Source organism: Rhodoferax sp. GW822-FHT02D07 (assembly GCF_058802405.1).
Genome location: NZ_JBXAOD010000002.1, coordinates 271,663 through 295,498, shown reverse-complemented (window position 1 = coordinate 295,498; position 23,836 = coordinate 271,663). Strand labels below are relative to the sequence as shown.

The following is a 23,836-nucleotide window of genomic DNA, read 5'->3' as shown; positions in this document are numbered from 1 at the left end:
AATGGTACGGACGGTTAAAAACCGATGAAGCAACTAGGAAAATTGATGCAAAAGACTCTAAAAATCGACTTCGTTTCCGATGTATCGTGCCCTTGGTGCGCCATTGGTCTGCAGAGCTTGCAGACCGCCCTGGGGCGCCTGGAGGGTGAGGTCCAGGCCGACATCCATTTCCAGCCCTTTGAGCTGAACCCCCAGATGGTTCCGGAGGGTGAAGACATCACCGAACACCTGAACAAGAAGTACGGCTCCACCCCCGAGCAGGCTGCGGCCGCGCGCGAGAACATCCGCCAGCGCGGCGAGGCCCTGGGCTTTACCTTCAACATGGACAAGCGCGGGCGCATCTACAACACCTTTGATGCGCACCGCCTGTTGCATTGGGCAGAGTCGTCCGGGCGCCAACTGGCGCTCAAGCAGGCTTTGTTTGCCGCCTATTTCACGAATGGCGAAGACCCCAGCAACCACGAGGTGCTGCTGCGTGCGGTAGCCGCGGCCGGGCTGGACGTGGACGAGGCGCAGCGCGTGCTGGTTTCGGGCGATTACGCCGACGAAGTGCGCGAGCAGGAACAGTTTTATTTGCAAAACGGAATCCATTCGGTACCAGCCGTGGTGATCAATGAGCGCCACCTGATCTCTGGCGGGCAGCCGCCCGAGGTGTTTGAGCAGGCCCTGCGCCAGATCGCTGCGGGTTGATGGATCGCAGGCAAATTGTGTGCCTGGCCGCTGCCAGCGCCAGCACACTCTGGCTGCCGCGCAGTGCCTGGAGCCAGCCGCGGCTGCAGAGCAACCCGTTTGCGCTGGGCGTGGCCAGCGGCTCGCCCACGCACCAGTCTGTGGTGTTATGGACGCGCTTGGTGCAGGACGGCCCGCAGGGCACTGCGCCATGGGGTGGCGCGCCCATTGCGGTGCATTGGGAAGTGGCGGAGGACGAGCAGTTTCGCCGTCCCGTGCAATCTGGCCAGGTGCAGGCCGTGCCCGCGCTGGCCCATTCAGTGCATGTGGAGGTACAGGGCCTGGAGCCTGACCGTTGGTACCACTACCGCTTCCAGCTGGGGGCGGCGACCAGCACGGTGGGGCGCACGCGCACCTTTCCAGCGCCCGCCGCTGCCGCACAGCGCCTGCGCCTGGCCTATGCCTCCTGTCAGCACTGGGAGCACGGCTACTACAGCGCCTACCGCCACATGCTGGCCGAGCAGTTGGACGCGGTGCTGTTCCTCGGTGACTACATCTACGAGTACGCCGGTAGCAGTAAAGCCGTTCGTAGCGTGACCAGCGGCATGGCCGTCAGCTTGGACGAATACCGTGCCCGCTACGCCCTGCACAAGACCGATGCCGATCTGCAGGCCATGCATGCGGCCTGCCCCTGGTTGCTGACCTGGGACGACCACGAGGTCCAGAACGACTACGCGGGTGAGACGCCGGGCAACAAGGGGCCCGAGGGGATCGACTTTGCCGCCCGCCGAGCCGCTGCTTACCAAGCTTATTACGAACACATGCCGCTGCGCGCGGCAACGCTGGGGCGCGCTTTCAACGGCGTATGGGGCGCCAACCGGGAGCTGCGCCTGTATGACCGCGTGGCGTTTGGGCGCCTGGCCACACTGCATTTGCTGGATGACAGGCAGTACCGTGACCCTCAGGCCTGCACCAAAGGAGGCGGGCCAGGTTCCAGTACCGTGAATCCGGCCCACTGTGCGGCGCTGGCTGATCCCAAGCGCACCTTGCTGGGCGCAACGCAGGAGCGCTGGCTGGACCAGTCCCTGGCCACCGGAGGCGGGCAATGGACGGTCTTGGGCCAGCAGACCGCATTTGGCCAACGGGATTTCCACATGGGCGAGGGCGTACGTGTCTCCAACGATGGGTGGGACGGGTATGCGGCGGCGCGAATCCGCGTAACGGATGCCTTGCAGCGTCACGCAGTGAGCAATCCGGTGCTATTGGGGGGCGATGTGCACTCCAGCTGGGTGGGCCACGTGAAGGCTGATTACGCCAAGCCGCAGAGCAAGGCGGTGGGGGTGGAGTTCTGCGGCACCAGCATTACTTCGCGTGGTGGCAGCAACGAGAACCTGCCAGAGGTGCTGGCCGAAAACCCGCACTTTGTGTTCGCAGACCGGGAAAAACGGGGCTATGGCGTGGCGGAGTTCACGCCCAAACAGCTCAGCGTGACTTTGCGTGCGGTGGTCGATGCGACGCGTGCGGATTCCGGCGTCCAGACGCTGGCGGCATTCGCGGTGGAGCCGGGCAGGACAGAGCTGCACCGGGCCTGAGGTGCCCGGCGCAAGGGGTCTACCTCAGGACTTCCAGCAGCCGGTCCAGCCCACCCGTGTTGATGGCGACCTGGGCCTGCGCGCGCACGGCAGGCTTGGCGTGGTAAGCCACCGACAGGCCGGCAGCGCCCATCATGGGCAGATCATTGGCGCCGTCGCCCATGGCGATGCACTGCGCGGGCTCAATGCCCAGCAGCGAGGCTACTTCCAGCAGGGTGCGGCGTTTCTCGGCGCCATCGCAGATGTCGCCCCAGCTTTGCAGTACCAGGCCGCCTGTCAATTCGCCGCAGTTGGGACCTGAAGCAATTTCCAGCACGTTGGAGCGGGTGTAGTCGATGCCCAGCAGTTCCCGCACATGTTCGGCAAAGTAGGTGAAGCCGCCACTGACCAGCAAGACCTTGAGTCCAGCCTGCTTGCAGGCGGCTACCAGCGCAGCTGCGCCAGGGTTCAGTTGCAGGCGTTCGCGCTTGACGGCCTCCAGGTCCGCCACGGTCACGCCCTTGAGCAGCGCCACGCGGCGGCGCAGGCTGTCCTTGAAGTCGGTGATCTCCCCGCGCATGGCCGCTTCGGTGATGGCAGCCACCTCGGCCTTGCGGCCCACGGCGTCGGCAATCTCGTCAATGCACTCGATGTTGATGAGCGTGGAATCCATGTCGAAGGCGATGAGCTTGTAGTCGCTCAGGCGCAGCGCAGCGGGCAGGTTCTGGACGACAAGGCCGGGAGAGAGTTCTGACATGATTGAATCGACTGCTATGTATTTGGTAGCTGCTTGCGCATATTCCACGGGGGTTAGAGGCTTATTTCTTTCATAGCCCGGCTGGCGTTCAATGCAGCGCGTTGGCGCGCACCAGCTCCTGGTGGCGGGCATTGATAGCCATCACGGCTTTGTCGCCCCGGTCCCAGTGGTGCAGAAAGACTTCGCTGTCCTTGGTGAAGCGGTGGCCGATGCGGATGGAATACGACTTGAACATCCAGCTGAACAGGGATTTGTAGAACACCGCCTCGTCCAGGTCGCGCCACTTCACGCCGCTGGTGCCCTTGGTCCAGGGCAGGAAGCCGGACGAGCGCCAGACACCGATGTCGTCCATGTAGAGGCGGTGGCTTTTGATGGAGAAGATGCGCAGGATGATGCCGATCGTGAACACGCTGGAGACGATCAGGCCGCCGATGATGTTGGCGTACAGGAACATGGAGGCCAGGATCGCCAGGATGAGGGTCAGAATCACGGTCCCGATGTAGGCGGTCCAGGACTTGCCGCCCAGTTCTTGCACATTCTTGGCCGTGATGTTGGTGTTGTCTTGATCCATGGGCTCCCCGGTAAAAAGTTGTGCCGAAAATGTAGCCGGAAAAGTGGCGGATTCCGTGACAGGCCGCCTCTAGGCGCCGGATTTCGCTGCGACCGGTGTGCCCAGGCTGCGCAGCACGTCCCGCACCATCTGCACCCGGGCCTTCACCTCGGGCAGCTCGCGCTCGATGCGCAGCTTTTCGTTGCCCACCAGCTTGATGTGCTTGTTCTTCTGGATCAGCGCGATCACCCCCATGGGGTCAATGGGCGCATCTTTCTTGAAGGTGATGGTGATCACGCCGGGCGTCGCGTCCACCTTCACCACGCCGTAGGGTTTGGCGATGACGCGCAGGCGGTGTACATCAATGAGCGTCTGTGCCTGGGCCGGCAGCTTGCCAAAGCGATCCACGATTTCCTCCAGTAGCGCATCCACCTGGTCGGTGTTCTTGGCCGTGGCCAGCTTCTTGTAGAAGGAAAGGCGCAGGTGCACATCGCCGCAGTAGTCGTCGGGCAGCAGGGCGGGGGCGTGCAGGTTGATCTCCGTCGTGACGTTGAGCGGGCTCAGCAGGTCCGGCTCCTGGCCGTTCTTGAGGCAACGCACCGCCTCGCTCAGCATCTCGTTGTAGAGCTGGAAGCCCACTTCCAGCATATTGCCGCTCTGGTTCTCGCCCAGCACCTCGCCGGCTCCGCGGATCTCCAGGTCGTGCATGGCCAGGTAGAAGCCGCTGCCCAGCTCTTCCATCTGCTGGATCGCGTCCAGGCGCTGCTGGGCCTGCTTGGTCAGGCCCTCGATGTCGGGCACCATGAGGTAGGCATAGGCTTGGTGGTGGCTGCGGCCCACGCGGCCCCGCAACTGGTGCAGCTGCGCCAGGCCGAACTTGTCGGCGCGGCTCATGACGATGGTGTTGGCGCTGGGCACGTCGATGCCGGTCTCAATGATGGTGGAGCACAGCAGCAGGTTGTAGCGCTGGGCGATGAAGTCGCGCATCACGGCTTCCAGCTGGCGCTCGGGCATCTGGCCATGGGCCACGGCAATGCGGGCCTCGGGCAGCAGCTCTTCGAGCTTCTGGCGCCGGTTCTCGATGGTTTCCACCTCGTTGTGCAGAAAGTAGACCTGCCCGCCGCGCTTGAGTTCGCGCAACACAGCTTCGCGGATCACGCCGTTGCCCTCGGCGCGCACAAAGGTCTTGATGGCCAGGCGACGCTGCGGTGCGGTGGCAATCACGCTGAGGTCGCGCAGGCCCTCCAGTGCCATGCCCAGCGTGCGCGGGATGGGGGTGGCGGTCAGCGTGAGCACGTCCACCTCGGCGCGCAGCGCCTTCATCTGCTCCTTGTGGCGCACGCCAAAGCGGTGCTCCTCGTCGATGATGAGCAGGCCCAGGTTCTTGAACTGGGTGGATTCGGAGAGCAGTTTGTGGGTGCCGACCACGATGTCCACTGTGCCATCGGCCACGCCTTTGAGTGCGGCGGTAATTTCCTTGGCCGAACGGAAGCGGCTCATCTCCGCCACCTTGACGGGCCACTTGCTGAAGCGGTCCACCAGCGTCTGGTAGTGCTGCTCGGCCAACAGCGTGGTGGGTGCCAAAAAGGCGACTTGCTTGCCACCCGTGACCGCCACAAAGGCCGCACGCAGGGCGACTTCGGTCTTGCCAAAGCCCACGTCGCCGCAGACCAGGCGATCCATGGGGCGCGGCGAGATCATGTCCTGGATGACACAGTGGATGGCGGCCTTCTGGTCGGCGGTTTCCTCGAAGCCGAAGTCGTTAGCGAACTGTTCGTAGTCGCCGGGGCTGTAGCGGAAGGCGTGGCCTTCGCGTGCGGCACGGCGGGCATAGATGTTGAGCAGCTCGGCTGCGCTGTCGCGCACCTGCTCGGCCGCTTTGCGCTTGGCCTTTTCCCATTGGCCGCTGCCCAGCTTGTGCAACGGTGCCTCGTCGGCACTGACGCCGGTGTAGCGGCTGATGAGCTGCAGCTGGCTCACGGGCACATAGAGTGTGGCCTTGTCGGCGTACTCCAGGTGCAAGAACTCTTGCAGCTCGGGCTCGCCGGCCGCGTTCTTGTTGCCCAGGTCCATGTTCACCAGACCGCGGTAGCGGCCTATGCCGTGGGCACTGTGCACCACCGGGTCACCCAGGTTCAGCTCGCTCAGGTCCTTGATCAGCGCTTCCACATCGCTGACCTGCTCCTGCTTCTTGCGGCGGCGGGTGGTGGGGCCGGAGGCGAACAGCTCGGTCTCGGTGACCAGGTCGATACCAGCTTCCAGCCAGCTGAAGCCCACGGTCAGGGCAGAGGTGGCAATGCCAAACTTCTCGTCGCTGGAGAGGAATTCCTGCAGGGAATCAAAGGCTGGTGGCTGGATACCGCTGGCGCGCACAAAGTCCAGCAGGCTTTCGCGGCGGCCATCGCTTTCCGCCAGCACCAGGATGCGGTGCTGCGTGTTGCGCGCATGGGTCTTGAGGCGGGCCAGCGGGTCTTCGGTGCCGCGCTCCACGGACAGCGGCGGCAAACCGGTCCATTCCACAAACTCGGTGCCCTCGCCCTGGGCGCGGATGGCCAGTTGGGCGTGAGCATTGGCTGTGGCAAAGAACTGCTCGGTACCCAGGAACAGGGCCTCGGGCGGCAGCGCGGGGCGTTCGGGGTCGCCCTGCACCAGACGGTAGCGGTCCTTGGTGTCTTGCCAGAAGCGCTGGAAGGCGGGTTCCAGGTCTCCATGCAGCACCACGGTGGCGTCCGCACCCACATAGTCAAATACCGTGGCCGTTTCTTCAAAGAACAGCGGCAGGTAGTACTCGATGCCGGCCGTCGCCACGCCGTTGCCGATGTCTTTGTAGATGCGGCTCTTGGTCGGGTCCCCGTCCAGCAGTTCGCGCCAGCGGCTGCGGAACTTGGCGCGCGCCTCGTCGTCCATGGGGAACTCGCGGCCCGGCAGCAGGCGCACTTCGGGTACGGGGTAGAGGCTGCGTTGGCTGTCGGGGTCGAAGGTGCGGATGCTGTCGATTTCGTCGTCAAACAGGTCGACACGGTAGGGCACCGGGCTGCCCATGGGGAACAGGTCGATCAGCCCGCCGCGCACCGCGTATTCGCCAGGGCTCACCACCTGCGTCACATGGCTGTAACCCGCCAGCGTGAGCTGGGCCTTGAGGCGGGCCTCGTCCAGCTTTTGCTTGACCTTGAACTCAAACGTGTAGCCCGCCAGAAAGCTCGGCGGAGCGAGCCGGTACAACGCGGTGGTGGCGGGCACGATGACCACGTCAGCTCCTGTGTCCTTGTCGCGCTGGCTGATGCGCCACAGAGTGGCCAGGCGCTCGCTGATGAGATCTTGGTGCGGCGAAAAGGTGTCGTAGGGCAGGGTTTCCCAGTCGGGGAAAAGGGCACAGCGCAGCGCGGGTGCGAAAAAGGCAATTTCTTCCAGCAGGCGCTGGGCGTCGCCGGCGTTGGCCGTGACCACGGTCATGGGCCGGCCGGCAGCCTTTTCACGCTCGCCCAGGCGGGCCAGCAGCAGGGCGTCGGCCGAACCGGCGGGGCGGGGCAGGGTGAAGCGTTTGCCGCTGGTGAGCTTGGGGAGTTCCATAGGGGTATGCAGGGCGGCGAGAAATGCAGAACACCCCCAAACACAAAAGTGTGGGGGTGTGAAAAAGGATCAGACGTATTTTAAGTGGCTGGGCCCTGGCCCAACACCGAAGGCGAAAAGCTGGTGCCGTTGTCGCCCTGCAGGTTTTGCGCCAGTGCCTGCAAGGCATCCGAGGGCATGGGGCGCGCAAACAGATAGCCTTGCATTTCGTCGCAACCCAGCTCCAGCAGGATGTCGCGCTGGCCTGCCGTCTCCACGCCTTCAGCGACCACGCGCAGGCCTAGGGCATGGGCAAGTTTGATGACGGCGTCCACAATGGCGCGCGCGTCCACGTTGTCGTGAATGTCTAGGATGAAGCTGCGGTCGATCTTGAGCTGCTTGGCCGGGAGTTGGCGCAGGTAGCTGAGGCTGGAGTAGCCGGTGCCAAAGTCGTCGATGGAGAGCAGCACGCCCAGGCGGCTGATGGCGTCGAAGGCGGCTTGGGTGGCGCGGATGTCTTCCATGGCGACCGATTCGGTGATCTCGCACACCAGGCGTTCGGCTGGAATCTGATGGCGCTCCAGAGCCGCCGCTATGCGCTCACCCAGCGTCTCCTGGCGCAGTTGGTAGACCGAGAGATTGATCGCTACCGAGATGTTCAGCCCCATGGCTTGCCAGACCTGCATTTGCCGGCAGGCTTCGTTGATGACCCAGTCGCCCAGCGCATTGATGAGGCCATAGCGTTCGGCGATGGGGATGAAGATATTCGGGCCCACAGCACCGCGTTGCGGGTGCTGCCAGCGCAGCAGTGCTTCTACACCGCGGATCTTGCCTCGACGGCTGTCTACCTTGGGTTGGTAGTGCAGGCTCATCTCGCCGCGCGCCAAGGCCTGGCTCAGGTCGGCATGCAGGCCCACCTCGCCATGGTGGCTGGCGTCCATATGGGTTTCAAACAGGGCATAGTGCCGGCCGCCCAGGCGTTTGGCGGCGTACATGGCGGCATCGGCGTGCACCAGCAGTTTCTCGCTTTGCGCGTGGTCCGGGCATAGCGCAATGCCGATGGAGGCGCCTAACTGGAGGGCGCGGCCGTTGATCTCGAAGGGGTTGTCAAACAGGCTGATGATGCGCTGCGCGAGGGCCACGGCGTCTGCCGCGTTACCCAGGTCTTCCAGCAGCAGTACGAATTCGTCGCCGCCTATGCGGGCCACGGTGTCTGCGTCGCGCGCGCACTGCAGCAGGCGACTCGCCACTTCCTTGAGCACTAGGTCGCCCGTGGCGTGGCCAAAGGTGTCGTTGATGGGCTTGAAGCCGTCCAAATCGATGAACAGCACGGCGATGCGCTGCTGGCCGCGCGTACCTGGTGGACGCTCCTGCCGCTCAAAGCGGCTCAGGGCATGGCGCAGCCGGTCTTCCAGCAGCAGGCGGTTGGACAGGCCGGTCAGCGCGTCCGTGAAGGCATGCTGCTGCAATTCCTGATTGGCTTTTTGAAGTTCCTGGTTGGCGGACTGCAGTTTTTCCGAGAGCCGGTTGGCTTTGCCCTGCATACGCGCGTCCAGGATGGAGGTGATCATGGTCATGCTCAGCAGGAGCACGGTTCCGAGCATGACGAACAGGCCCAGATCCCGCCCCGCCAGTGCATCTGCGCTCAGGCAGATGGAGTCGGCCGGGAACTGCGCGGCGGCCATGCCGGTGTAGTGCATGCCGGTAATGGCAATGCCCATGACGATGGCGGCGGCCAGCTGGTAGGCCCACAGCTGTTGGCGCTTGACACGGCGCAGCCAGAAGAAGATGAGCAGGGCCACGGCCGACGCAGCAACGGCGATGAAGGCCGAAGCCAGTACCAGCCACCAGTTCCAGACGATGCCTGGCGCCATGTCCAGTGCGGCCATGCCGGTGTAGTGCATGGCGCAAATGCCGGCGCCCATTAGCAGGGCGCTGACGACCAGGCGCTGGCGGCTGAGCTCGCCCAAGTTGGCCGCCCGCAGGGCAATGGCCGAGACCACGACTGCGGCGACCCAGGACACAAAGGTCTGCAAACCGCGGTAGCCCAGTTCGATGGGCAGCGAGAAGGCGAACATGCCCACAAAGTGCATCGACCAGATGCCGGTGCCCATGGTCAGGGCACCGCCAAACCACCAGAAACGGGCCAGCGACTGGTCGGGCGAGCGCATGCGCTTGGCCAGCTCCAGGGTGACAAAGGAGGCAAAACACCCAATCAGCAGCGAGAGGCCGACGGTAGTGGGTTCGTATTGGGGCACAAGATAGGGCATGGGCTCAGTTGCTATGATGCATTGCTGCTAAGGATTGACATCCATTGTTCACCTACGGTGGTGAATCTCTGCCCTGCGGATGGATGCGAAAATTTTGCCACAGCTGCCCCGTTTTTTCTCTGCCCCTGTTGCGCCCATGGTTCTCCCTGCTTCCCATTTGAGTATCCCGGTCCGCGAGTGGTCCTGACCATGCAGACAGCTTTGCCCGCGCGCTTCTTTGCCCTGATTCCCTGTGCCGGAACCGGCAACCGTGCTGGCGCGGCCGGCCCCAAGCAATACCAGCCGGTGGCGGGTTTGCCCATGGTGCTGCACACCTTGGCTGCCTTTGCGGCCGTACCCAGATTGAGCGGCACCCTAGTGGTGGTCAGCCCCGGTGACCGGTTTTTCGAGACTCCGGAACTGCCCCTGGATGCTACGGTTTCGATAGCTGCTTGCGGAGGTTCTACGAGGGCAGAGAGTGTTTTTAACGGTATTTCTGCCCTGCGCGCGCAAGGTGCTAGAGCGCAGGACTGGGTGCTGGTGCACGACGCAGCGCGCTGTCTGATTACGCCCGCCCAGATCGAAAAATTGATGGATGCCTGCCAGGAGGACTCAGTTGGGGGCTTACTGGCACTGCCTTTGCCAGACACCCTCAAGCAGGCCCGGGACGGTCGCGTGGCGGCCACGGTGGACCGTAGTGACAAATGGCTGGCGCAGACGCCCCAGATGTTCCGCGTGGAGGCCCTGCAGGCTGCGCTATTGGCAGCGGGGGATGCCGTGACGGACGAAGCCAGTGCGATGGAGTTGGCTGGCAAGGCGCCACGCCTGGTCGAGGGGAGTGCCCAGAACTTCAAGGTCACCTATCCGCAAGATTTTGCGCTGGCCCAGGCAGTGCTGGCGGCGCGCGGCAGGTAGCGGTTCACACCACCCGGAGGCTAGCCGTATGCAAGCATTTTCAGCCCTGCTGGACACCCTGATTGCGGCCCCGACCGAACGCCGGCCTGCCGTGGAGCAGATGATTCTGGACGCCTTCCAGTGCCGCAAGGCGGTGCTGGCGCTGGACATGAGCGGGTTCACGCTGGCCGTGCGGCGCGATGGCATTTTGGCCTATCTGTGCCAGATCCGGCGCATGCACAAGATCACCCGCCCCATCGTCCATGCGCACCGGGGCGAAGTCGTAAAAAACGAGGCCGACAACCTGCTGGCTGTGTTTGATGACGTGGCGGATGCAGTGGCCGCCGGTCTCGCCATGGTCCGTGGCGCGGTGACAGAAGGCCATATCCCGGTGCTGGCCTTCAGCGTGGGTATTGATGTCGGAGACATCCTCCTGATTCACGAGGAGGATTGCTTTGGCGATGCGGTCAATCTGGCCTACAAGCTGGGCGAGGACATTGCGCGCCCAGGCGAGGTGCTGGTGACGCGTGCGGTGCGTGAGGCACTGGGTGCCGACACGGCGTTAGGCTTTTCGGAGATGCAAGTCTCCATTTCGGGCATGGAGGTCACCACCTTTGCGGTGGTCTGAACACAGGATGCAAGGCATGAATATCCGTATCGGTGAGGGCTGGGACACGCACCAGCTCGTGGAGGGGCGCAAGCTCATACTGGGTGGTGTGGAGATTCCCCACAGCAAGGGCCTGCTGGGCCATTCAGACGCGGATGCCTTGTTGCACGCCATCACCGATGCCCTGCTGGGCGCTGCTGCGCTGGGTGATATTGGCAAGCATTTCCCCGATACCGACGCCCGTTTCAAGGGTGCAGACTCGGCCGTGCTGCTGGCCCAGGTGGCTGCCGATGTGCGCGCTATGGGCTATGCCATTGGCAATGTCGACAGCACCGTGATTGCCCAGGCGCCCAAGCTGGCACCCCATATCCAGGCCATGCGCGAGCGTATTGCCTCGGTCTTGGGGCTGGATGTGGGGCAGGTGAACGTGAAGGCCAAGACGGCCGAGAAAATGGGGCCGGTGGGCGAAGGGCGGGCCATGGAAGCCCGCGCCGTGGCGCTGCTTTTCAAAGGCGCGTAGCGCGCTGCAAGCGAATCTGGGCGGACAGGCCGCCTGAGCTGGAATTGGTCAGCCGAAACACGCCGCCCATGCGCTGGATCGTCTTGTCCACAATCGCCAAGCCCAAGCCGGCGCCATTGGCTGCCGTGCGGGCGGCTTCTCCGCGGTAGAACGGCTGCGTCAGCTGTTGCAGTTGTTCATCGGCCACGCCGAGTCCGTGGTCACGCACCTTGATCAACACCCATTTTTCCCGTGCGATGGCGGCAATGTCGATCATCGCGATCCCGGTATTGACCGATTTGCCATAGCGTTTGGCGTTTTCCAGCAGGTTGGTCAGCACGCGGCCCAGCTCCACCTCGTCCGCCATGACCACCAGGTCCTCCTGCATGTCCACCTTGATGCGCACATCCGGCAGCTTCTGCAGCGAATACACGCACGTGTCCACCACATCGCCCAACACCACCGGGGCCAGTGCCACGCCGCGGTCCGGGCGGGCGTAGTCCAGAAACTTGTCGATGATGGCGTCAAGCTGGTTGATGTCGGCCACCATGTAGGCGCGCGCGCTTTCATCCGCCACACTCATTTCGGTCTCCAGCCGCAGGCGGGCCAGGGGCGTGCGCAGGTCGTGTGAGATGCCGGCCAGCATGACTGCGCGGTCCTGCTCCACCTTGGCCAGCTTCTGGGCCATGCGGTTGAAGCCGATGTTGACCTCGCGGATCTCGCTGGTGTTGACATGCTCGTCGAGCTGGCTCGCGCTGAAATTGCCCTCGCGCACCCGGCTGGCCGCGAAGGACAGTTCCTTGAGCGGGCGGTTGATCAGGCCTGCAATCAAGGCCGCTCCCGTCAGAGACAGGGCTGCCGCCACGAATAGCCAGATCATCCAGGTGGTGCCAGCGGCCAGCGAGACGCGGTTCTGGTCGGTCTGCAGCCAGTATTCGTCACCGTCGATGGTGAAGCTGACCCATAGGCCGGGATGGTCATTGACTTCGCTGGCCACCACGGTTCCCTTGCCCAGCCGTTCTGCCAAGTCGACGGACACCCGCCGGCTCAGGGCATCGTTGTCCAGCAAGGAGAACTGGTCGGTGGGCTCGCGCGGCACGATGCGCAGGCCTTCCTCGTCGCGCATGGTCTTGAGGAGCGAGAGGCGGGCGATGCCGTCTGCATGAATGAGCGCGGCTCGGCTCAGGTTGACCTGCGAAGCCAGCTGCTGCGCTGTTTGTAGGGCGCGCGGCTCGAACTCCAGCGAGCGCAGAGTCTGCAGCCAAGCCAGGATGCTGCCCAGCAGCAACAGCGCCAGCAGGAAAAAGGTCCGCCAGAAGAGGCTGAGCCGCGCCAACGGCCAGCGGAAGCGGCGCGGTGCCTCGTCCGCGGACAGGGCCGCGACCGCACTGGGGTCAAATTCTGGTGGCAGCGTCTGGGACACAGGCGAGGGCGGGGCGCTCAGACGGCTTCGTCAGGGACGAAGACATAACCAACGCCCCAAACGGTCTGGATGAAACGGGGGGTTGTGGCGTCGCTCTCGATGAGCTTGCGCAGGCGGGAGACCTGAACGTCCAGGCTGCGGTCAAAGGGCTCGAATTCCCGGCCACGCGAGAGTTGGGCCAGCTTTTCGCGCGACAAGGGGATGCGGGGGTGGCGCACCAGGGCCTTGAGCATGGCGAACTCGCCGGTGGTCAGGGTCAGTTCCTGTCCGGCCTTGGTCAGCGTGCGTGCGCCCAAGTCGAAGACGAAGGTGCCGAACTTCACGACCTCATTGTCGCTGGAGGGCGCGCCCGGCACTTCGGCCACCGGGCGGCGGCGCAGCACGGCGTGGATGCGGGCCAGCAGCTCGCGCGGGTTGAAGGGCTTGCCCAGGTAGTCGTCGGCACCGACTTCCAGGCCCACGATGCGGTCAATGTCTTCGCCCTTGGCGGTCAGCATGATGATGGGGGTCACGTCATTGGCTGCACGCAGCCGGCGGCAGATGGAGAGCCCGTCTTCACCCGGCATCATTAGGTCCAGCACGATCAGGTCCGCCGTTTCGCGCAGCATGATTCGGGTGAGTGCCTTGCCGTCTTCCGCCAGGAGCACGTCAAAGCCCTCCTGGGTCAGGTAGCGGCGCAGCAGGTCGCGAATGCGGGCATCATCATCGACCACCAGAATCTTGTTGGGACGGTTTGCGTTGGGTTGCATGGCGTACTCAGAATTTGTAACAGGCGCGATTTTGCGGTGCGCCGATCCGCGAATGCCGCGATCCCCCGGTACTTTGACACTATGTTACAAATAAGCAAGCCTGCTTACCGGGAGGGAATTCAACAATGTCTCCCGCCCTGTCCTTTCCTGCGTTGAATCACCATGCGTCACCTTCTGTTCTTCGTTGCGCTTCTCGCCGCTCCCCTCTGGGGTGCTGCGGGTCCGGCCAATGGCCCTGCGCCTCCGGCCCGGGCTGCCGGCATGCCGGCGGCTGAGAGTGGTGGTGACCAGAACAAGGACCAGCGCCGTGCGGCCTTGCGCCAGGCCCTGGTGCCGCAGCAGGAGGCTGCGGTACCTGCCTCCGAGGCGGGCGCCGGCCGTCAGCTCAGCCCCATTGAGCGCGCCGAATTGCGGCGCCAGCTCCGGGACCAGCCCTCCCGCTGAGCCCGTTTAGACAATAGCCGCCTGTTCTGGCAGCTAGGTGCAATACCTGTCGCAATTCCGCCTCTGCGGGCCATAATGCTTGCATCCAACTTCAGGGGGGAGAGGGGTTTGGCGTGCTGTAGCGGTCCGAACTGCAGGAGGTTCTCTTGCTTTTAGAGCTTGCCAAGGGTGTAGCGCTGCTGCTGGCCCTGAGCCAGCTGTACAGCTACTGCGTGCGCGCCTTGCGCTCCCGTCCCGTCCTCAGCCAGGCTGTCAACGGACTCTTGTTTGGCACTATCTGCGTGACCGGCATGACCATGCCGTTGCACGTGGTGCCTGGTGTGATTTTTGATGCCCGCTCAGTTGTCCTGTGCACGGCCAGCCTGTTTGGCGGGCCATGGGTGGGCACCATCGCAGCCGCGATTGCCCTGGCCTACCGCTGGAGTCTTGGAGGCGCTGGGGTCTATGTCGGGTCGGCGGTCATCTTGAGTTGCTATGGCATGGGGTTGGCCTACCGGGCCCTGCACCGCAGGGGACTTGTCGGGCAGGACTGGTGGCAGTTGCTGACCTTCGGTGTTCTGGTCCACGGTGTCACCCTGTATCTATTCAGCCTTCTGCCGGTGGGGCTGGCCGTGACTGTGATGCAGACCGTTGCGTTGCCGGTTTTGCTGGTCTTTTCACCCGCCACCATGCTCATGGGCCTGATCCTGAAGGACGTTCAGGCCCGATCGGCAACCGAGCAGGCGCTGGGCAGCCACGAAGAGCGTCTGCGTGTGACCATACGGGCCATCCCGGACCTGCTGTATGTGATTGACGAACATGGCACTTTTGTCGAAGTGCTATCGGACGCGGCCCTGCTGCGCGGGCGGGGTTACGAACTCCCCGGCAGGCGTTTGCACGATGTGCTGGGCGACCAGGACGGAGAGGCATTGCTGCAGCACCTGCAGCGCACCCTGGAGCTACAGGACACCCAGACCTTTCAGTTTGACCTGCACACGCGCCACGGGGTGCGGCGTTTTGAAGGGCGTGCCCATGCGCTCAAACCCGTGGCTGGGCAGCCACGGACCCTGGTGCTGCTGGCCCGGGATGTTACTGAGCGTTGCGAGGCCGATGCGGCATTGCAGGCGTCGGAAGCGCGTTTTCGGGGGCTATTGCAGAACGTGGGTGCCGTGGCAGTGCAGGGCTATACGCCGGACGGAACCATTACCTACTGGAATCACGCCTCCGAGCGCCTGTACGGCTACTCTGCTGAGGAGGCCGTGGGGCGCAATATCTTTGTGCTGATTGTGCCCCATACGCTGCGTAGCGACATGCAGCAGTTGCTGCAGGACATGCAGGCCGGTCCGCAAGCCTTTGTGACACAGGAGCTGACCCTGATGCACAAGGACGGCCACGAGGTGCCCGTCTTTTCCAGCCATGCGGCGGTCTATGCCTACGGCAGCGTGTCCGAGTTTTTCCGGTTCGACATTGACCTCACTGAGCGTCGGCGCAACGAGACCGAACTACGTGTGGCAGCCACTGCCTTTGAGTCCCAGGAGGGCATGATGGTGACGAACGCGCGGCGGGAGATCCTGCGCGTCAACAAGGCTTTCACCCGCATTTCGGGTTATGCCGACCATGAGGTTATTGGCCGCACGCCCGCCATGTTCCGCTCGGGCTGGCACGACGACGCTTTCTACGCCGAACTGAACAAGCAGCTGGCGCAGCAGGGCCACTGGGAGGGGGAGCTCTGGAACCGCAACAAGAGCGGCGAGATATCACCCCATTTCATGCAGATTTCCACGGTCTCGGATGACGATGGACGGATCACGCACTACGTGGCCACCATGATCGACGTCACCCAGCGCAAGGCCGACGAAGACCAGATCCGCCAACTGGCGTTCTACGATCCGCTGACGGGCCTTCCCAACCGCCGCATGCTGATGGACCGGTTGCAGCACGCGCTGGCGGCAAGCGCGCGGTCTGGCGCATGCGGTGCGCTCCTCTTCATCGACCTGGATCACTTCAAGACCCTGAACGACACCCTGGGCCACGACAAGGGCGACTTGCTGTTGCAGGAGGTGGCGCATCGGCTGATGGACACGGTGCGGGAAGAAGATACTGTGGCCCGCCTGGGTGGGGATGAGTATGTGGTGATGCTGGAAGGGCTGGACACCGAGCGTTCTGCGGCGGCAACCCAGGCCACGCTGGTAGGGGAAAAGATCATCGCGGCGCTCAACTTGCCCTACCGGTTGGCTGGCCACGAATACCACAGTACACCCAGTATGGGGCTGACCATTTTCAGTGGCCATGAAGCCGCGCTGGACGAGCTGCTCAAGCAGGCCGATCTGGCCATGTACCAGGCCAAGAATGTGGGCCGCAATGGCCTGCGCTTCTTCGACCCGCTGATGCAGGCCGCCGTGACCCAGCGCGCCGAGCTGGAAGCGGACATTCGCCAGGGCCAGCTTTTTGGGCAGTACGAGTTGCACTACCAGCCCCAGGTGGATGCCCAAGGCCAGGTGCTCGGTGCCGAAGCCTTGCTGCGCTGGCGCCACCCGGTGCGCGGCATGGTGTCGCCAGCGTCCTTCATTCCTGTGGCCGAAGAGACGGGCCAGATCGTGATGTTGGGCAGTTGGGTACTGGAGACCGCCTGCTCCCAACTGGTGGCCTGGGCGCAGGACCCGGCGACTGAGCACCTCACGCTGGCTGTGAACGTGAGCTCGCGCCAGTTCCGCCAGCAGGACTTTGCCGACCACATGCTGGCCATGCTGGACTACACCGGCGCCAACCCGCGCCGCCTCAAGCTGGAGCTGACCGAAAGCCTGCTGGTGGAGAACGTGGAGGACGTCATTGCCAAGATGACGGCCCTGCGCGCGCGCGGCGTGGGCTTCTCGCTGGACGATTTCGGAACCGGCTACTCCAGCCTGAGCTACCTCAAGCGCCTGCCGCTGGACCAGCTCAAGATTGACCAGTCTTTTGTGCGCGACGTACTGACCGATCCCAACGACGCTGCCATTGCCCGCACCATCGTGGCGCTGGGCCACAGCCTTGGCTTGGCTGTCATTGCGGAAGGCGTGGAGACGCGGGAGCAGCGTGATTTCCTCATCAGCAGTGGCTGCCGTACCTACCAGGGGTACCTGTTCAGCCGGCCCTTGCCGGAGGCTGCGTTTGTGGCCTATGTGCAGGCCCGGCAGTCCATCCAGGAAACTGTATGAACCAGCCCATCATTCCACCCGGGCAGCTGCACCAGCGTCGGGTGCGGATGATGCTGTGGGTGGCGGCCATCCTGATGGTCTGCATTGGTGTGGGCTGGTCTGTCTTCTTTGCCCTGCGCGGCGTGTGGATCATCGTGGCGGTGGAAATGTGCATGGCGGTGCTGGGCGTGGTGGTTGCCCGCCTGACGCAGTACCGCCGCACGCGCCTGGCTTTCTTCGTGATGCTGGCCACCGTCTACGCCTCCATTTGTGCATTCGGCCTGGTGTTCGACATTCCGGATGCACAGGTTCCCCGGTCTACCCACCATTTCATTCTCGTGCTGGCGCTGGCCGCCATGCTGGTCTTGCGGGATGAAGCCAACTGGCTGCGCCACAGCGTGATCGGCCTGTTGTTCGTGTCCTATGTTGCGCTGAGCAGCACCACCTGGGGCATCCAGACTGCCTACCTGATTCCGCACGAGGTGCGCATCAGCGGTACCTGGATCAATACGGCCCTGGCCATGCTCGGGCTGTACGCGCTGGTCCACATCATGGTGACCGAGGTGTCCGAGTCCAGCGCGCTGGAAATGGATATGCGCAAAGGCATAGCGCGGGAGGAGTTTTTTTTGCTCTACCAGGCCCAGGTGACCCATCGCGGTGATGTGCTCGGTGCCGAGGCCCTGCTGCGCTGGCGCCACCCCAAGCTGGGGCTGGTAGCGCCGGGAGATTTCATCGACATGGCGGAGCAGACCGGGCTGATCCTGCCGCTGGGCGCCTGGGTGCTGCGCAGTGCCTGCACCCAGCTGGTCACCTGGGCCCAGGTGCCGGAGCTCTCGCACCTCAGCATTTCTGTCAACGTGAGCGCGCGGCAGTTCCGGCAACCCGATTTTGTGGGGCAGGTCCAGGCCGTGCTGGAACGCACTGGCGCCAATCCCCAGCGCCTGAAGCTGGAGTTGACCGAAAGCATGCTGGTGGAGGACATGGACGACATCGTGCACAAGATGGCGTCCTTACAGGCTCTGGGTGTGGGCTGCTCGCTGGACGATTTCGGAACCGGCTATTCCTCGCTCACCTACCTCCGGCGTCTGCCGCTGGACCAGCTCAAGATCGACCAGTCTTTTGTGCACGATGTGCTCCTGGACTCCAATGACGCTGCCATTGCCCACACCATCATCACCCTGGGCAGGAGCCTCGGCTTTGCCGTGGTGGCCGAAGGCGTGGAGACCGAAGGTCAGCGCGATTTCCTTGTTGCCCATGGCTGCAACCTGTTCCAGGGCTACTTTTTCAGCAAACCCATTCCCGTGCCCGAGTTTGTCGCCTTTGTGCGCAAGGCACAGCAGCAGCCTGCCGTCGTTGCTGTGGGTTAAGTAGGGGGTCTCCCGGGCTGTTATGCAGGCCGTCGCAGTGCCATACTGGGGGTGTGACGAATAATGAAACCACCCCGGTCGTTGGGGGTTCTGGCCCTACGCTTGCGCAATGGCTGCGCGAGCATGGCACGCCCACGGTGCCGCAGGCTGTCAGCTGGATGGTGGATGTGCTCGACGCGGTGGCCGTGGCCCATGCTGCGAGCGTGTCGCGCCATGATCTGCAACCCTCTCTCGTAGTGATTGACAGCGCCGGCCACGCCCGCATCGCGGACGCGGCCCCTGAAGAGGCCAACCCGCGCTACCTTGCGCCGGAAGCCGCCAGCGGTGCACCGCCCGTGCCAAGTGCCGACATCTTTTCTGCCGGGCTGGTGCTGGCTGAAATGCTGCTCGGGCGCCCCCTGGTGGAGGAGGCCGATCCCCAGCAGGCACTGCACCGCATGCAGCATGAACAACTGCTGTTGCCGGATGCGGCCTTGCCCGGCGTGGATGACCAGTTGCGCGCCATCGTGAACCGCGCGCTGGCGCACGACCCGCGCCAGCGTTTTGTCAGCGCGCGCGTGTTCCAGTCCGAACTGGAGCAGTGGAGCCAGGCCGATGCCAACAGCCGCACGCACACGGCGGTGGGCCATAGCCAGAGCAGCGACACGCTGGAGTTCCTGATGCGGCGCATGCGCCACAAGAGCGACTTTCCGGCCATGTCGGACGCGGTGGTGCGCATCCAGAACCTCGCGGCGTCCGAGACTGAAAGCATCAGCAGCATCACCAACGAAATCCTGAAGGACGTGGCGCTGACCAACAAGCTGCTGCGCCTGGTCAACAGCGCCCACTACGGCCGCAGCGGCAGCATCAGCACCGTCTCGCGCGCCGTCACCCTGGTGGGGTTCAATGGCATCCGCAACATGGCGCTGAGCCTGGTGCTGCTGGAGCACATGCAGGACAAGACCCACGCAGCACAGCTCAAGGAAGAGTTTTTGCGTTCCCTGCTGGCGGGCAGCATTGGCGCCGAACTTTGCCCCGAGCTGCGCGAGAGCGAGGAAGCCTTCATCGGCGCCATGTTCCAGAACCTGGGCCGCCTGCTGGTGCTGTTTTACTTTCCCGAAGAAGCCATCCGTGTGCGCGGGCTCATGCAGAACCCGCGCCAGCCCCTGTCCGAGATTTCGGCGGCTGTCAGCGTTCTGGGGCTGAGCTTTGAGGCGCTAGGCCTGGGCATTGCCAGGGCCTGGAGCTTGCCCGAAGACATCCAGCGCTGCATGCGCAAGCCTGCGGGCGAGCCCCCGCTGCGCGCCCCGGCCGATGGCGCCGAGCGCGTGCGCTGGGTGGCGCTGGCGTCCAACGACATGGCAGACGTGCTGCTGCACAGCGAGCTGTCGGAGCGCGAGGCGCGTCTGGCCGCCGTCACCCGCAAGTACATGTCCGCCATGGGCGTGAGCGCGCGGGAGGTGCAGTCGGCGACCAGCAAGGGGCGACAGAAGCTGGTGGATTTGGCTGCGGCCATGGACATCCGGGTGGCGCCGGGGTCGGCGGCGGCGCAGTTGCTCAAGCCGGCCGAGCCGCTGATGGAGATGCGTTCGCCCAGCCCGGCAGGGGAATCGCACTTCGCCAGCCTGGAGTTGCAGGCCACGCCTCAGGAAGCCATGGAAATGGCCTCGCTGCAGGCCCGCCAGGTGGCTGACACGCTGGCCGCCGGTATCCAGGACATCACCAATGCAATGGTGGAGGACTTCCGGCTCAGCGATGTGCTGCGCATGATTCTGGAAACCATGTACCGCGCCATGGCGTTCGATCGCATCATCTTCTGCATGCGCGACGCCAAAACCGAGATGATGGTGGGCCGCTTTGGCCTGGGGCGCGATGTGGAGGGCTGCGTCAAGGTGTTTCGCACGCACCTGAAGGCAGCCACGCCGGACCTGTTTGGCGTGGTCAGTATCAAGGGGGCAGACACCATGATCAGCGATGCATCGGAAACACGCATCGTGAACCGCCTGCCCGACTGGTACCGCCAGCACATCAATGCGCCTACCTTTTTGCTGTTGCCTGTGCAGATCAAGGGCACGCCTTTCGGCCTGATCTATGCGGACAAGGCCGTGCGCGGTGCACTGGAGCTCGACGAGAAGGAACTGGCCCTGCTGCGCACCCTGCGCAACCAGGCGGTCATGGCGGTCAAGCAGTCCGGCTGAAGGGCTTGCGAAGGGGGATGCTCCTGATTTGTGAGCTGCTTGCGCAGATTCCACGCCGGCTGGGTGCCATTTTTAATCAATGTTGCCAACAGGGTTGTCCTGCCCCGAGGCATACCGGATGCGGCCCGCACTGCGAGAATGCCGCTTCACCGCCCGGCCCCCGATGCAATCCAACCCTACGTCGCCTGCTTCCACGTCTTCCTCGCCCGTCCTGTGGGCCTTGCTTTTCGGCAACTTCGTCATCGGCACCGGCGTCATGGTGGTGCCGGGCACGCTCAACGACATCAGCAGCTCGCTCAATATCTCGGTCGCCACTGCAGGGCAACTGATTGCCGCGGCGGCAGCGGTCATGTGCGTGGGCGCGCCGCTGCTGGCCAGCCTGGTGGCGGGCTGGGACCGGCGCCGGTTGTTGGCGCTGTCGCTGCTGTGGTACGCCGCCTTCCTGGGCTTGAGCGCGCTAATGCCCAGCTTTGGCTCGTTGTTGATCGTGCGGGTGCTCACCGTCATTTCGCCAGCTATCTTCACCCCACAGGCTGCGGCCTGTGTGGGCCTGCTGGTGCCGCTGGAGCAGCGTGGGCGTGCCATTACTTTTGTGTTCCTGGGCTGGTCGGTGGCCTCGGTGCTGGGCATGCCGATTGGCGCCTTCATTGGCGGCACGCTGGGTTGGCGCAGTGCCTTTGGGGTGGTGGCGCTGCTGAGTCTGGTGAGCGCCGGCTGGGTCTGGCGTGCCATGCCCGACGGCATTCGCCCGCCAGCGCTGTCGCGCGCGGCATGGGGCGAGGCCTTGCGCTCTCCGGTGCTCATGCTGACGGTGGCCGTGACGCTGTTGTATTCGGCGGGGCAGTTTGTGCTGTTTTCCTACTTTGCGCCGTATTTCAAGGCACTGGTGCAGATCACGCCGTTGCAACTCAGCCTGCTGTTCGCCTGGTTCGGCGTGTTCGGGCTGCTGGGCAACATCGTCATGTCCCGCCGCATCGACCGCATGGGCGCCCCGCGCGCTGTCATGTGTGGCGTGGGCGCCATGGCGCTGAGTCTGGTGTTGTGGCCGCTGGGGACCAATCTGGGGATGGTCGCGCTGGTGCTGATTCCCTGGGCGCTGGGCTGCTTCTCGTCCAACTCGGCACAGCAGGCGCGGCTGGTGGGCGTTGCGCCGGCGCTGGCCTCGGGCTCCATTGCGCTGAACAGCTCGGCCATGTACGCAGGGCAGGCGCTGGGCGCGGCCAGCGGTGGCTGGCTCATCGCCCACGACGGCATGGGCTCGCTGCACTGGTTTGCGTTGGCGGGCCTGCTGGCGTCCATGGCCATGAGCTGGTGGGCGAGCCGCCAGCGGCCGCACACCAGCCTCAGCCCCGCGGCGTAGTTGCTAGCAAAACAGGAGCTGCTCGCGCACTATCCACGTGGGCTAGAGGCCTAAAACGCGCTTAGGTGAGATTAAGAGCTCTTACTGTGCGGCCCAGCCGCCATCCATGTTCCAGGCCACGCCGCGCACGTTGTCGCCCGCCGGGGAGCAGAAGAACACGGCCAATGCGCCTAGCTCCTCAGGCGTGGTGAACTGCAGCGAGGGCTCCTTCTCGCCCAGCAGCTGCTTGGTGGCGTCGGCATTGCTGATGCCTTGGGCTGCCGCCTTGGCGTCCACCTGCTTTTGCACCAGGGGCGTGAGCACCCAGCCGGGGCAGATGGCGTTGCAGGTCACGCCGCTGGTGGCGTTTTCCAGCGCGGTCACCTTGGTCAGGCCCACGATGCCGTGCTTGGCCGCCACATAGGCCGACTTTTCGGCGGAGCCCACCAGGCCGTGAACGCTGGCCACGTTGATGATGCGGCCCCAGTTTTTGGCCTGCATGCCGGGCAGCACCAGGCGGCTGGCGTGGAAAGCGCTGGACAGGTTGATGGCGATCACAGCGTCCCACTTTTCCACCGGGAAGTTTTCCACCCGCGCCACGTGCTGGATGCCGGCGTTGTTCACCAGAATGTCCACACCGCCAAAGGTGGTGGTGGCGTACTGCACCATGGCTTCGATGTCGGCGGGCTTGCTCATGTCGGCACCGTGGTAGCCCACCTGCACGCCCAGCGCTGCGACTTCGGCCTTGGGGCCGTCCACATCGCCAAAGCCGTTGAGCACGATGTTGGCCCCCTGCGCAGCCAGGGCCTTGGCGATGCCCAGACCGATGCCGCTGGTGGAGCCGGTGACGATGGCGGTTTTACCTTTCAACATTGCTGCGTCCTTCCAAAAGAGTAGGGGGGTTTCCATTAGGATGTGGTCATTATCAAACCACTGATTGCACCATGGCTGACCCTACGCTGAACTACGTACCCTGCGCCGACGCGCAGGGCGGTCACCGGATGGCGTATTGGCAGTGGGGCGACGCGGATGCGGCCCACACCATCGTCTGTGCCCACGGCCTCTCGCGCCAGGGCCGCGACTTCGATGTGCTGGCACAGGCGCTGATTGCCCGTAGCCCGCAGCCGCTGCGCGTAGTCTGCCCTGACGTGGTGGGCCGCGGCCAGAGCGACTGGCTCAAGGACCCGCAGGGCTACCAGTTGCCCGGCTACGCGGCTGACATGCTCGCGCTGCTGGCGCTACTGAAACCCGCCACGCTGGACTGGGTGGGCACCAGCATGGGCGGGCTCATTGGCATGGCGGTCTGTGCCCATGCGCAGGCCGTGGGAGTCAGCGTGCGCCGGCTGGTGCTCAACGATGTGGGCCCGGCCATCCAGTGGGAAGCGTTGGCCCGCATCGGCACCTACCTGGGCAAGGCCCAGACATTTGATTCCCTACAGCAGGCGGCCGACGCCATGTGGGCCATTTCGCAAAGCTTTGGCCCGCATACGCCTGCCCAGTGGCTGGAGCTGTCGCGCGCCATGGTCAAGCCCGCGCCCGATGGCCGTGTGGCCTTGCACTACGATCCTGCCATTGCCGTGCCCTTTGGTGCGGTGACGCAAGAGATTGCTGCGCAGGGCGAAGCCCAGCTCTGGCAGCTGTATGACAGCCTGACGGCGCAGACCTTGCTGCTGCGCGGGGCGAATTCTGATTTGTTGTCCCCTGCCACGGCGCAGGCCATGACCCAGCGCGGCCCCAAGGCCCGCTTGGTCGAATTTGCCGGTGTGGGCCATGCGCCCACGCTGATTGCGCCGGACCAGGTGGACACCGTGACAAGTTTTTTGCTGGGGTGACGCATCCC

Annotated in this window: 18 protein-coding genes; 11 read left to right on the top strand and 7 right to left on the bottom strand. The window is 64.2% G+C overall.

The window, feature by feature from the left end:
* Window positions 1-45: 45 nt before the first annotated feature.
* Together AC1RNN_RS06030 and AC1RNN_RS06025 are read left to right on the top strand one after the other, a co-directional pair.
* Entirely contained in the window at window positions 46-690 is a 645-nt protein-coding gene (locus AC1RNN_RS06030; protein ID WP_493087768.1) for a DsbA family oxidoreductase, read from the top strand.
* Entirely contained in the window at window positions 690-2,261 is a 1,572-nt protein-coding gene (locus AC1RNN_RS06025; protein WP_493087770.1) for an alkaline phosphatase D family protein, read from the top strand. The genes AC1RNN_RS06030 and AC1RNN_RS06025 overlap by 1 nt, the downstream gene beginning before the upstream one ends.
* Before the next feature lie 19 nt (window positions 2,262-2,280).
* On the opposite strand, the gene serB is transcribed toward AC1RNN_RS06025, so the two are convergent.
* The 4 genes from serB to AC1RNN_RS06005 all read right to left on the bottom strand — a co-directional run bounded on the left by serB (window position 2,281) and on the right by AC1RNN_RS06005 (window position 9,366).
* Window positions 2,281-2,997 carry a phosphoserine phosphatase SerB gene (gene serB, locus AC1RNN_RS06020; RefSeq protein WP_493087772.1) on the bottom strand — a complete coding sequence of 239 codons (717 nt, stop codon included), beginning with the start codon at window positions 2,995-2,997 and terminating at the stop codon, window positions 2,281-2,283.
* An 88-nt stretch (window positions 2,998-3,085) separates the two neighbouring features.
* Window positions 3,086-3,568: a hypothetical protein gene (locus AC1RNN_RS06015; protein ID WP_493087774.1), complete on the bottom strand. Its 483-nt coding sequence runs from the start codon at window positions 3,566-3,568 to the stop codon at window positions 3,086-3,088.
* 69 nt (window positions 3,569-3,637) lie between these two features.
* Window positions 3,638-7,117 carry a transcription-repair coupling factor gene (gene mfd, locus AC1RNN_RS06010; protein WP_493087776.1) on the bottom strand — a complete coding sequence of 1,160 codons (3,480 nt, stop codon included), beginning with the start codon at window positions 7,115-7,117 and terminating at the stop codon, window positions 3,638-3,640.
* 80 nt (window positions 7,118-7,197) lie between these two features.
* On the bottom strand, window positions 7,198-9,366 hold the full coding sequence (locus AC1RNN_RS06005) for a putative bifunctional diguanylate cyclase/phosphodiesterase (protein WP_493087778.1): 2,169 nt from the start codon (window positions 9,364-9,366) through the stop codon (window positions 7,198-7,200).
* Between the two features lie 189 nt (window positions 9,367-9,555).
* Here AC1RNN_RS06005 and ispD point away from each other — a divergent pair, with 189 nt between their 5' ends.
* Genes ispD through ispF form a run of 3 tightly spaced genes read left to right on the top strand, consistent with a single transcriptional unit; the run spans window position 9,556 to window position 11,366 of the window.
* A complete protein-coding gene (gene ispD, locus AC1RNN_RS06000; protein WP_493087779.1) occupies window positions 9,556-10,260 on the top strand; it encodes a 2-C-methyl-D-erythritol 4-phosphate cytidylyltransferase in 705 nt (234 codons plus the stop codon).
* Window positions 10,261-10,288: 28 nt separating this feature from the next.
* The gene (locus tag AC1RNN_RS05995) at window positions 10,289-10,867 is read left to right on the top strand and encodes an adenylate/guanylate cyclase domain-containing protein (RefSeq protein ID WP_493087780.1); all 579 of its coding nucleotides are present in this window, start codon (window positions 10,289-10,291) and stop codon (window positions 10,865-10,867) included.
* A gap of 16 nt (window positions 10,868-10,883) precedes the next feature.
* Window positions 10,884-11,366, top strand: a complete 483-nt coding sequence (ispF, locus tag AC1RNN_RS05990; protein ID WP_493087782.1) for a 2-C-methyl-D-erythritol 2,4-cyclodiphosphate synthase — start codon at window positions 10,884-10,886, stop codon at window positions 11,364-11,366.
* Here ispF and AC1RNN_RS05985 read toward each other — a convergent pair.
* Together AC1RNN_RS05985 and ompR are read right to left on the bottom strand one after the other, a co-directional pair.
* On the bottom strand, window positions 11,353-12,720 hold the full coding sequence (locus tag AC1RNN_RS05985; protein WP_493088234.1) for an ATP-binding protein: 1,368 nt from the start codon (window positions 12,718-12,720) through the stop codon (window positions 11,353-11,355). The two genes, ispF and AC1RNN_RS05985, sit on opposite strands and share 14 nt — an antisense overlap.
* 65 nt (window positions 12,721-12,785) lie before the next feature.
* Window positions 12,786-13,517 carry an osmolarity response regulator transcription factor OmpR gene (ompR, locus tag AC1RNN_RS05980; protein ID WP_493087783.1) on the bottom strand — a complete coding sequence of 244 codons (732 nt, stop codon included), beginning with the start codon at window positions 13,515-13,517 and terminating at the stop codon, window positions 12,786-12,788.
* A 162-nt stretch (window positions 13,518-13,679) separates the two neighbouring features.
* Between ompR and AC1RNN_RS05975 the strand changes: the two genes are divergently transcribed.
* The 5 genes from AC1RNN_RS05975 to AC1RNN_RS05955 all read left to right on the top strand — a co-directional run bounded on the left by AC1RNN_RS05975 (window position 13,680) and on the right by AC1RNN_RS05955 (window position 22,017).
* A complete protein-coding gene (locus tag AC1RNN_RS05975) occupies window positions 13,680-13,961 on the top strand; it encodes a hypothetical protein (protein ID WP_493087784.1) in 282 nt (93 codons plus the stop codon).
* A gap of 146 nt (window positions 13,962-14,107) precedes the next feature.
* On the top strand, window positions 14,108-17,134 hold the full coding sequence (locus AC1RNN_RS05970; protein ID WP_493087786.1) for an EAL domain-containing protein: 3,027 nt from the start codon (window positions 14,108-14,110) through the stop codon (window positions 17,132-17,134).
* Window positions 17,131-18,480 (top strand): putative bifunctional diguanylate cyclase/phosphodiesterase, encoded by a 1,350-nt coding sequence (locus AC1RNN_RS05965; protein ID WP_493087788.1) that lies wholly within the window; start codon window positions 17,131-17,133, stop codon window positions 18,478-18,480. The genes AC1RNN_RS05970 and AC1RNN_RS05965 overlap by 4 nt, the downstream gene beginning before the upstream one ends.
* 53 nt (window positions 18,481-18,533) lie before the next feature.
* A complete protein-coding gene (locus AC1RNN_RS05960; RefSeq protein ID WP_493087790.1) occupies window positions 18,534-20,657 on the top strand; it encodes an HDOD domain-containing protein in 2,124 nt (707 codons plus the stop codon).
* 163 nt (window positions 20,658-20,820) lie between these two features.
* A complete protein-coding gene (locus tag AC1RNN_RS05955; RefSeq protein WP_493087791.1) occupies window positions 20,821-22,017 on the top strand; it encodes an MFS transporter in 1,197 nt (398 codons plus the stop codon).
* 81 nt (window positions 22,018-22,098) lie between these two features.
* Here AC1RNN_RS05955 and AC1RNN_RS05950 read toward each other — a convergent pair whose 3' ends face one another.
* Window positions 22,099-22,869 carry a 3-hydroxybutyrate dehydrogenase gene (locus AC1RNN_RS05950; protein ID WP_493087793.1) on the bottom strand — a complete coding sequence of 257 codons (771 nt, stop codon included), beginning with the start codon at window positions 22,867-22,869 and terminating at the stop codon, window positions 22,099-22,101.
* Window positions 22,870-22,940: 71 nt separating this feature from the next.
* On the opposite strand from AC1RNN_RS05950, the gene AC1RNN_RS05945 reads away from it, so the two are divergent.
* Window positions 22,941-23,828, top strand: coding sequence for an alpha/beta fold hydrolase (locus tag AC1RNN_RS05945; protein ID WP_493087794.1), 888 nt, complete (start codon window positions 22,941-22,943; stop codon window positions 23,826-23,828).
* Window positions 23,829-23,836 lie beyond the last annotated feature (8 nt).

Coding starts and splice junctions, on each gene's coding strand:
- AC1RNN_RS06005 (WP_493087778.1), bottom strand. CDS start 9,366: ATGCCCTATCTTGTGCCCCAATACGAACCCACTACCGTCGGCCTCTCG.
- AC1RNN_RS06015 (WP_493087774.1), bottom strand. CDS start 3,568: ATGGATCAAGACAACACCAACATCACGGCCAAGAATGTGCAAGAACTG.
- AC1RNN_RS05965 (WP_493087788.1), top strand. CDS start 17,131: ATGAACCAGCCCATCATTCCACCCGGGCAGCTGCACCAGCGTCGGGTG.
- AC1RNN_RS05955 (WP_493087791.1), top strand. CDS start 20,821: ATGCAATCCAACCCTACGTCGCCTGCTTCCACGTCTTCCTCGCCCGTC.
- AC1RNN_RS05945 (WP_493087794.1), top strand. CDS start 22,941: ATGGCTGACCCTACGCTGAACTACGTACCCTGCGCCGACGCGCAGGGC.
- ispF (WP_493087782.1), top strand. CDS start 10,884: ATGAATATCCGTATCGGTGAGGGCTGGGACACGCACCAGCTCGTGGAG.
- AC1RNN_RS05950 (WP_493087793.1), bottom strand. CDS start 22,869: ATGTTGAAAGGTAAAACCGCCATCGTCACCGGCTCCACCAGCGGCATC.
- mfd (WP_493087776.1), bottom strand. CDS start 7,117: ATGGAACTCCCCAAGCTCACCAGCGGCAAACGCTTCACCCTGCCCCGC.
- AC1RNN_RS05995 (WP_493087780.1), top strand. CDS start 10,289: ATGCAAGCATTTTCAGCCCTGCTGGACACCCTGATTGCGGCCCCGACC.
- ispD (WP_493087779.1), top strand. CDS start 9,556: ATGCAGACAGCTTTGCCCGCGCGCTTCTTTGCCCTGATTCCCTGTGCC.
- AC1RNN_RS06030 (WP_493087768.1), top strand. CDS start 46: ATGCAAAAGACTCTAAAAATCGACTTCGTTTCCGATGTATCGTGCCCT.
- ompR (WP_493087783.1), bottom strand. CDS start 13,517: ATGCAACCCAACGCAAACCGTCCCAACAAGATTCTGGTGGTCGATGAT.
- AC1RNN_RS05975 (WP_493087784.1), top strand. CDS start 13,680: ATGCGTCACCTTCTGTTCTTCGTTGCGCTTCTCGCCGCTCCCCTCTGG.
- AC1RNN_RS06025 (WP_493087770.1), top strand. CDS start 690: ATGGATCGCAGGCAAATTGTGTGCCTGGCCGCTGCCAGCGCCAGCACA.
- serB (WP_493087772.1), bottom strand. CDS start 2,997: ATGTCAGAACTCTCTCCCGGCCTTGTCGTCCAGAACCTGCCCGCTGCG.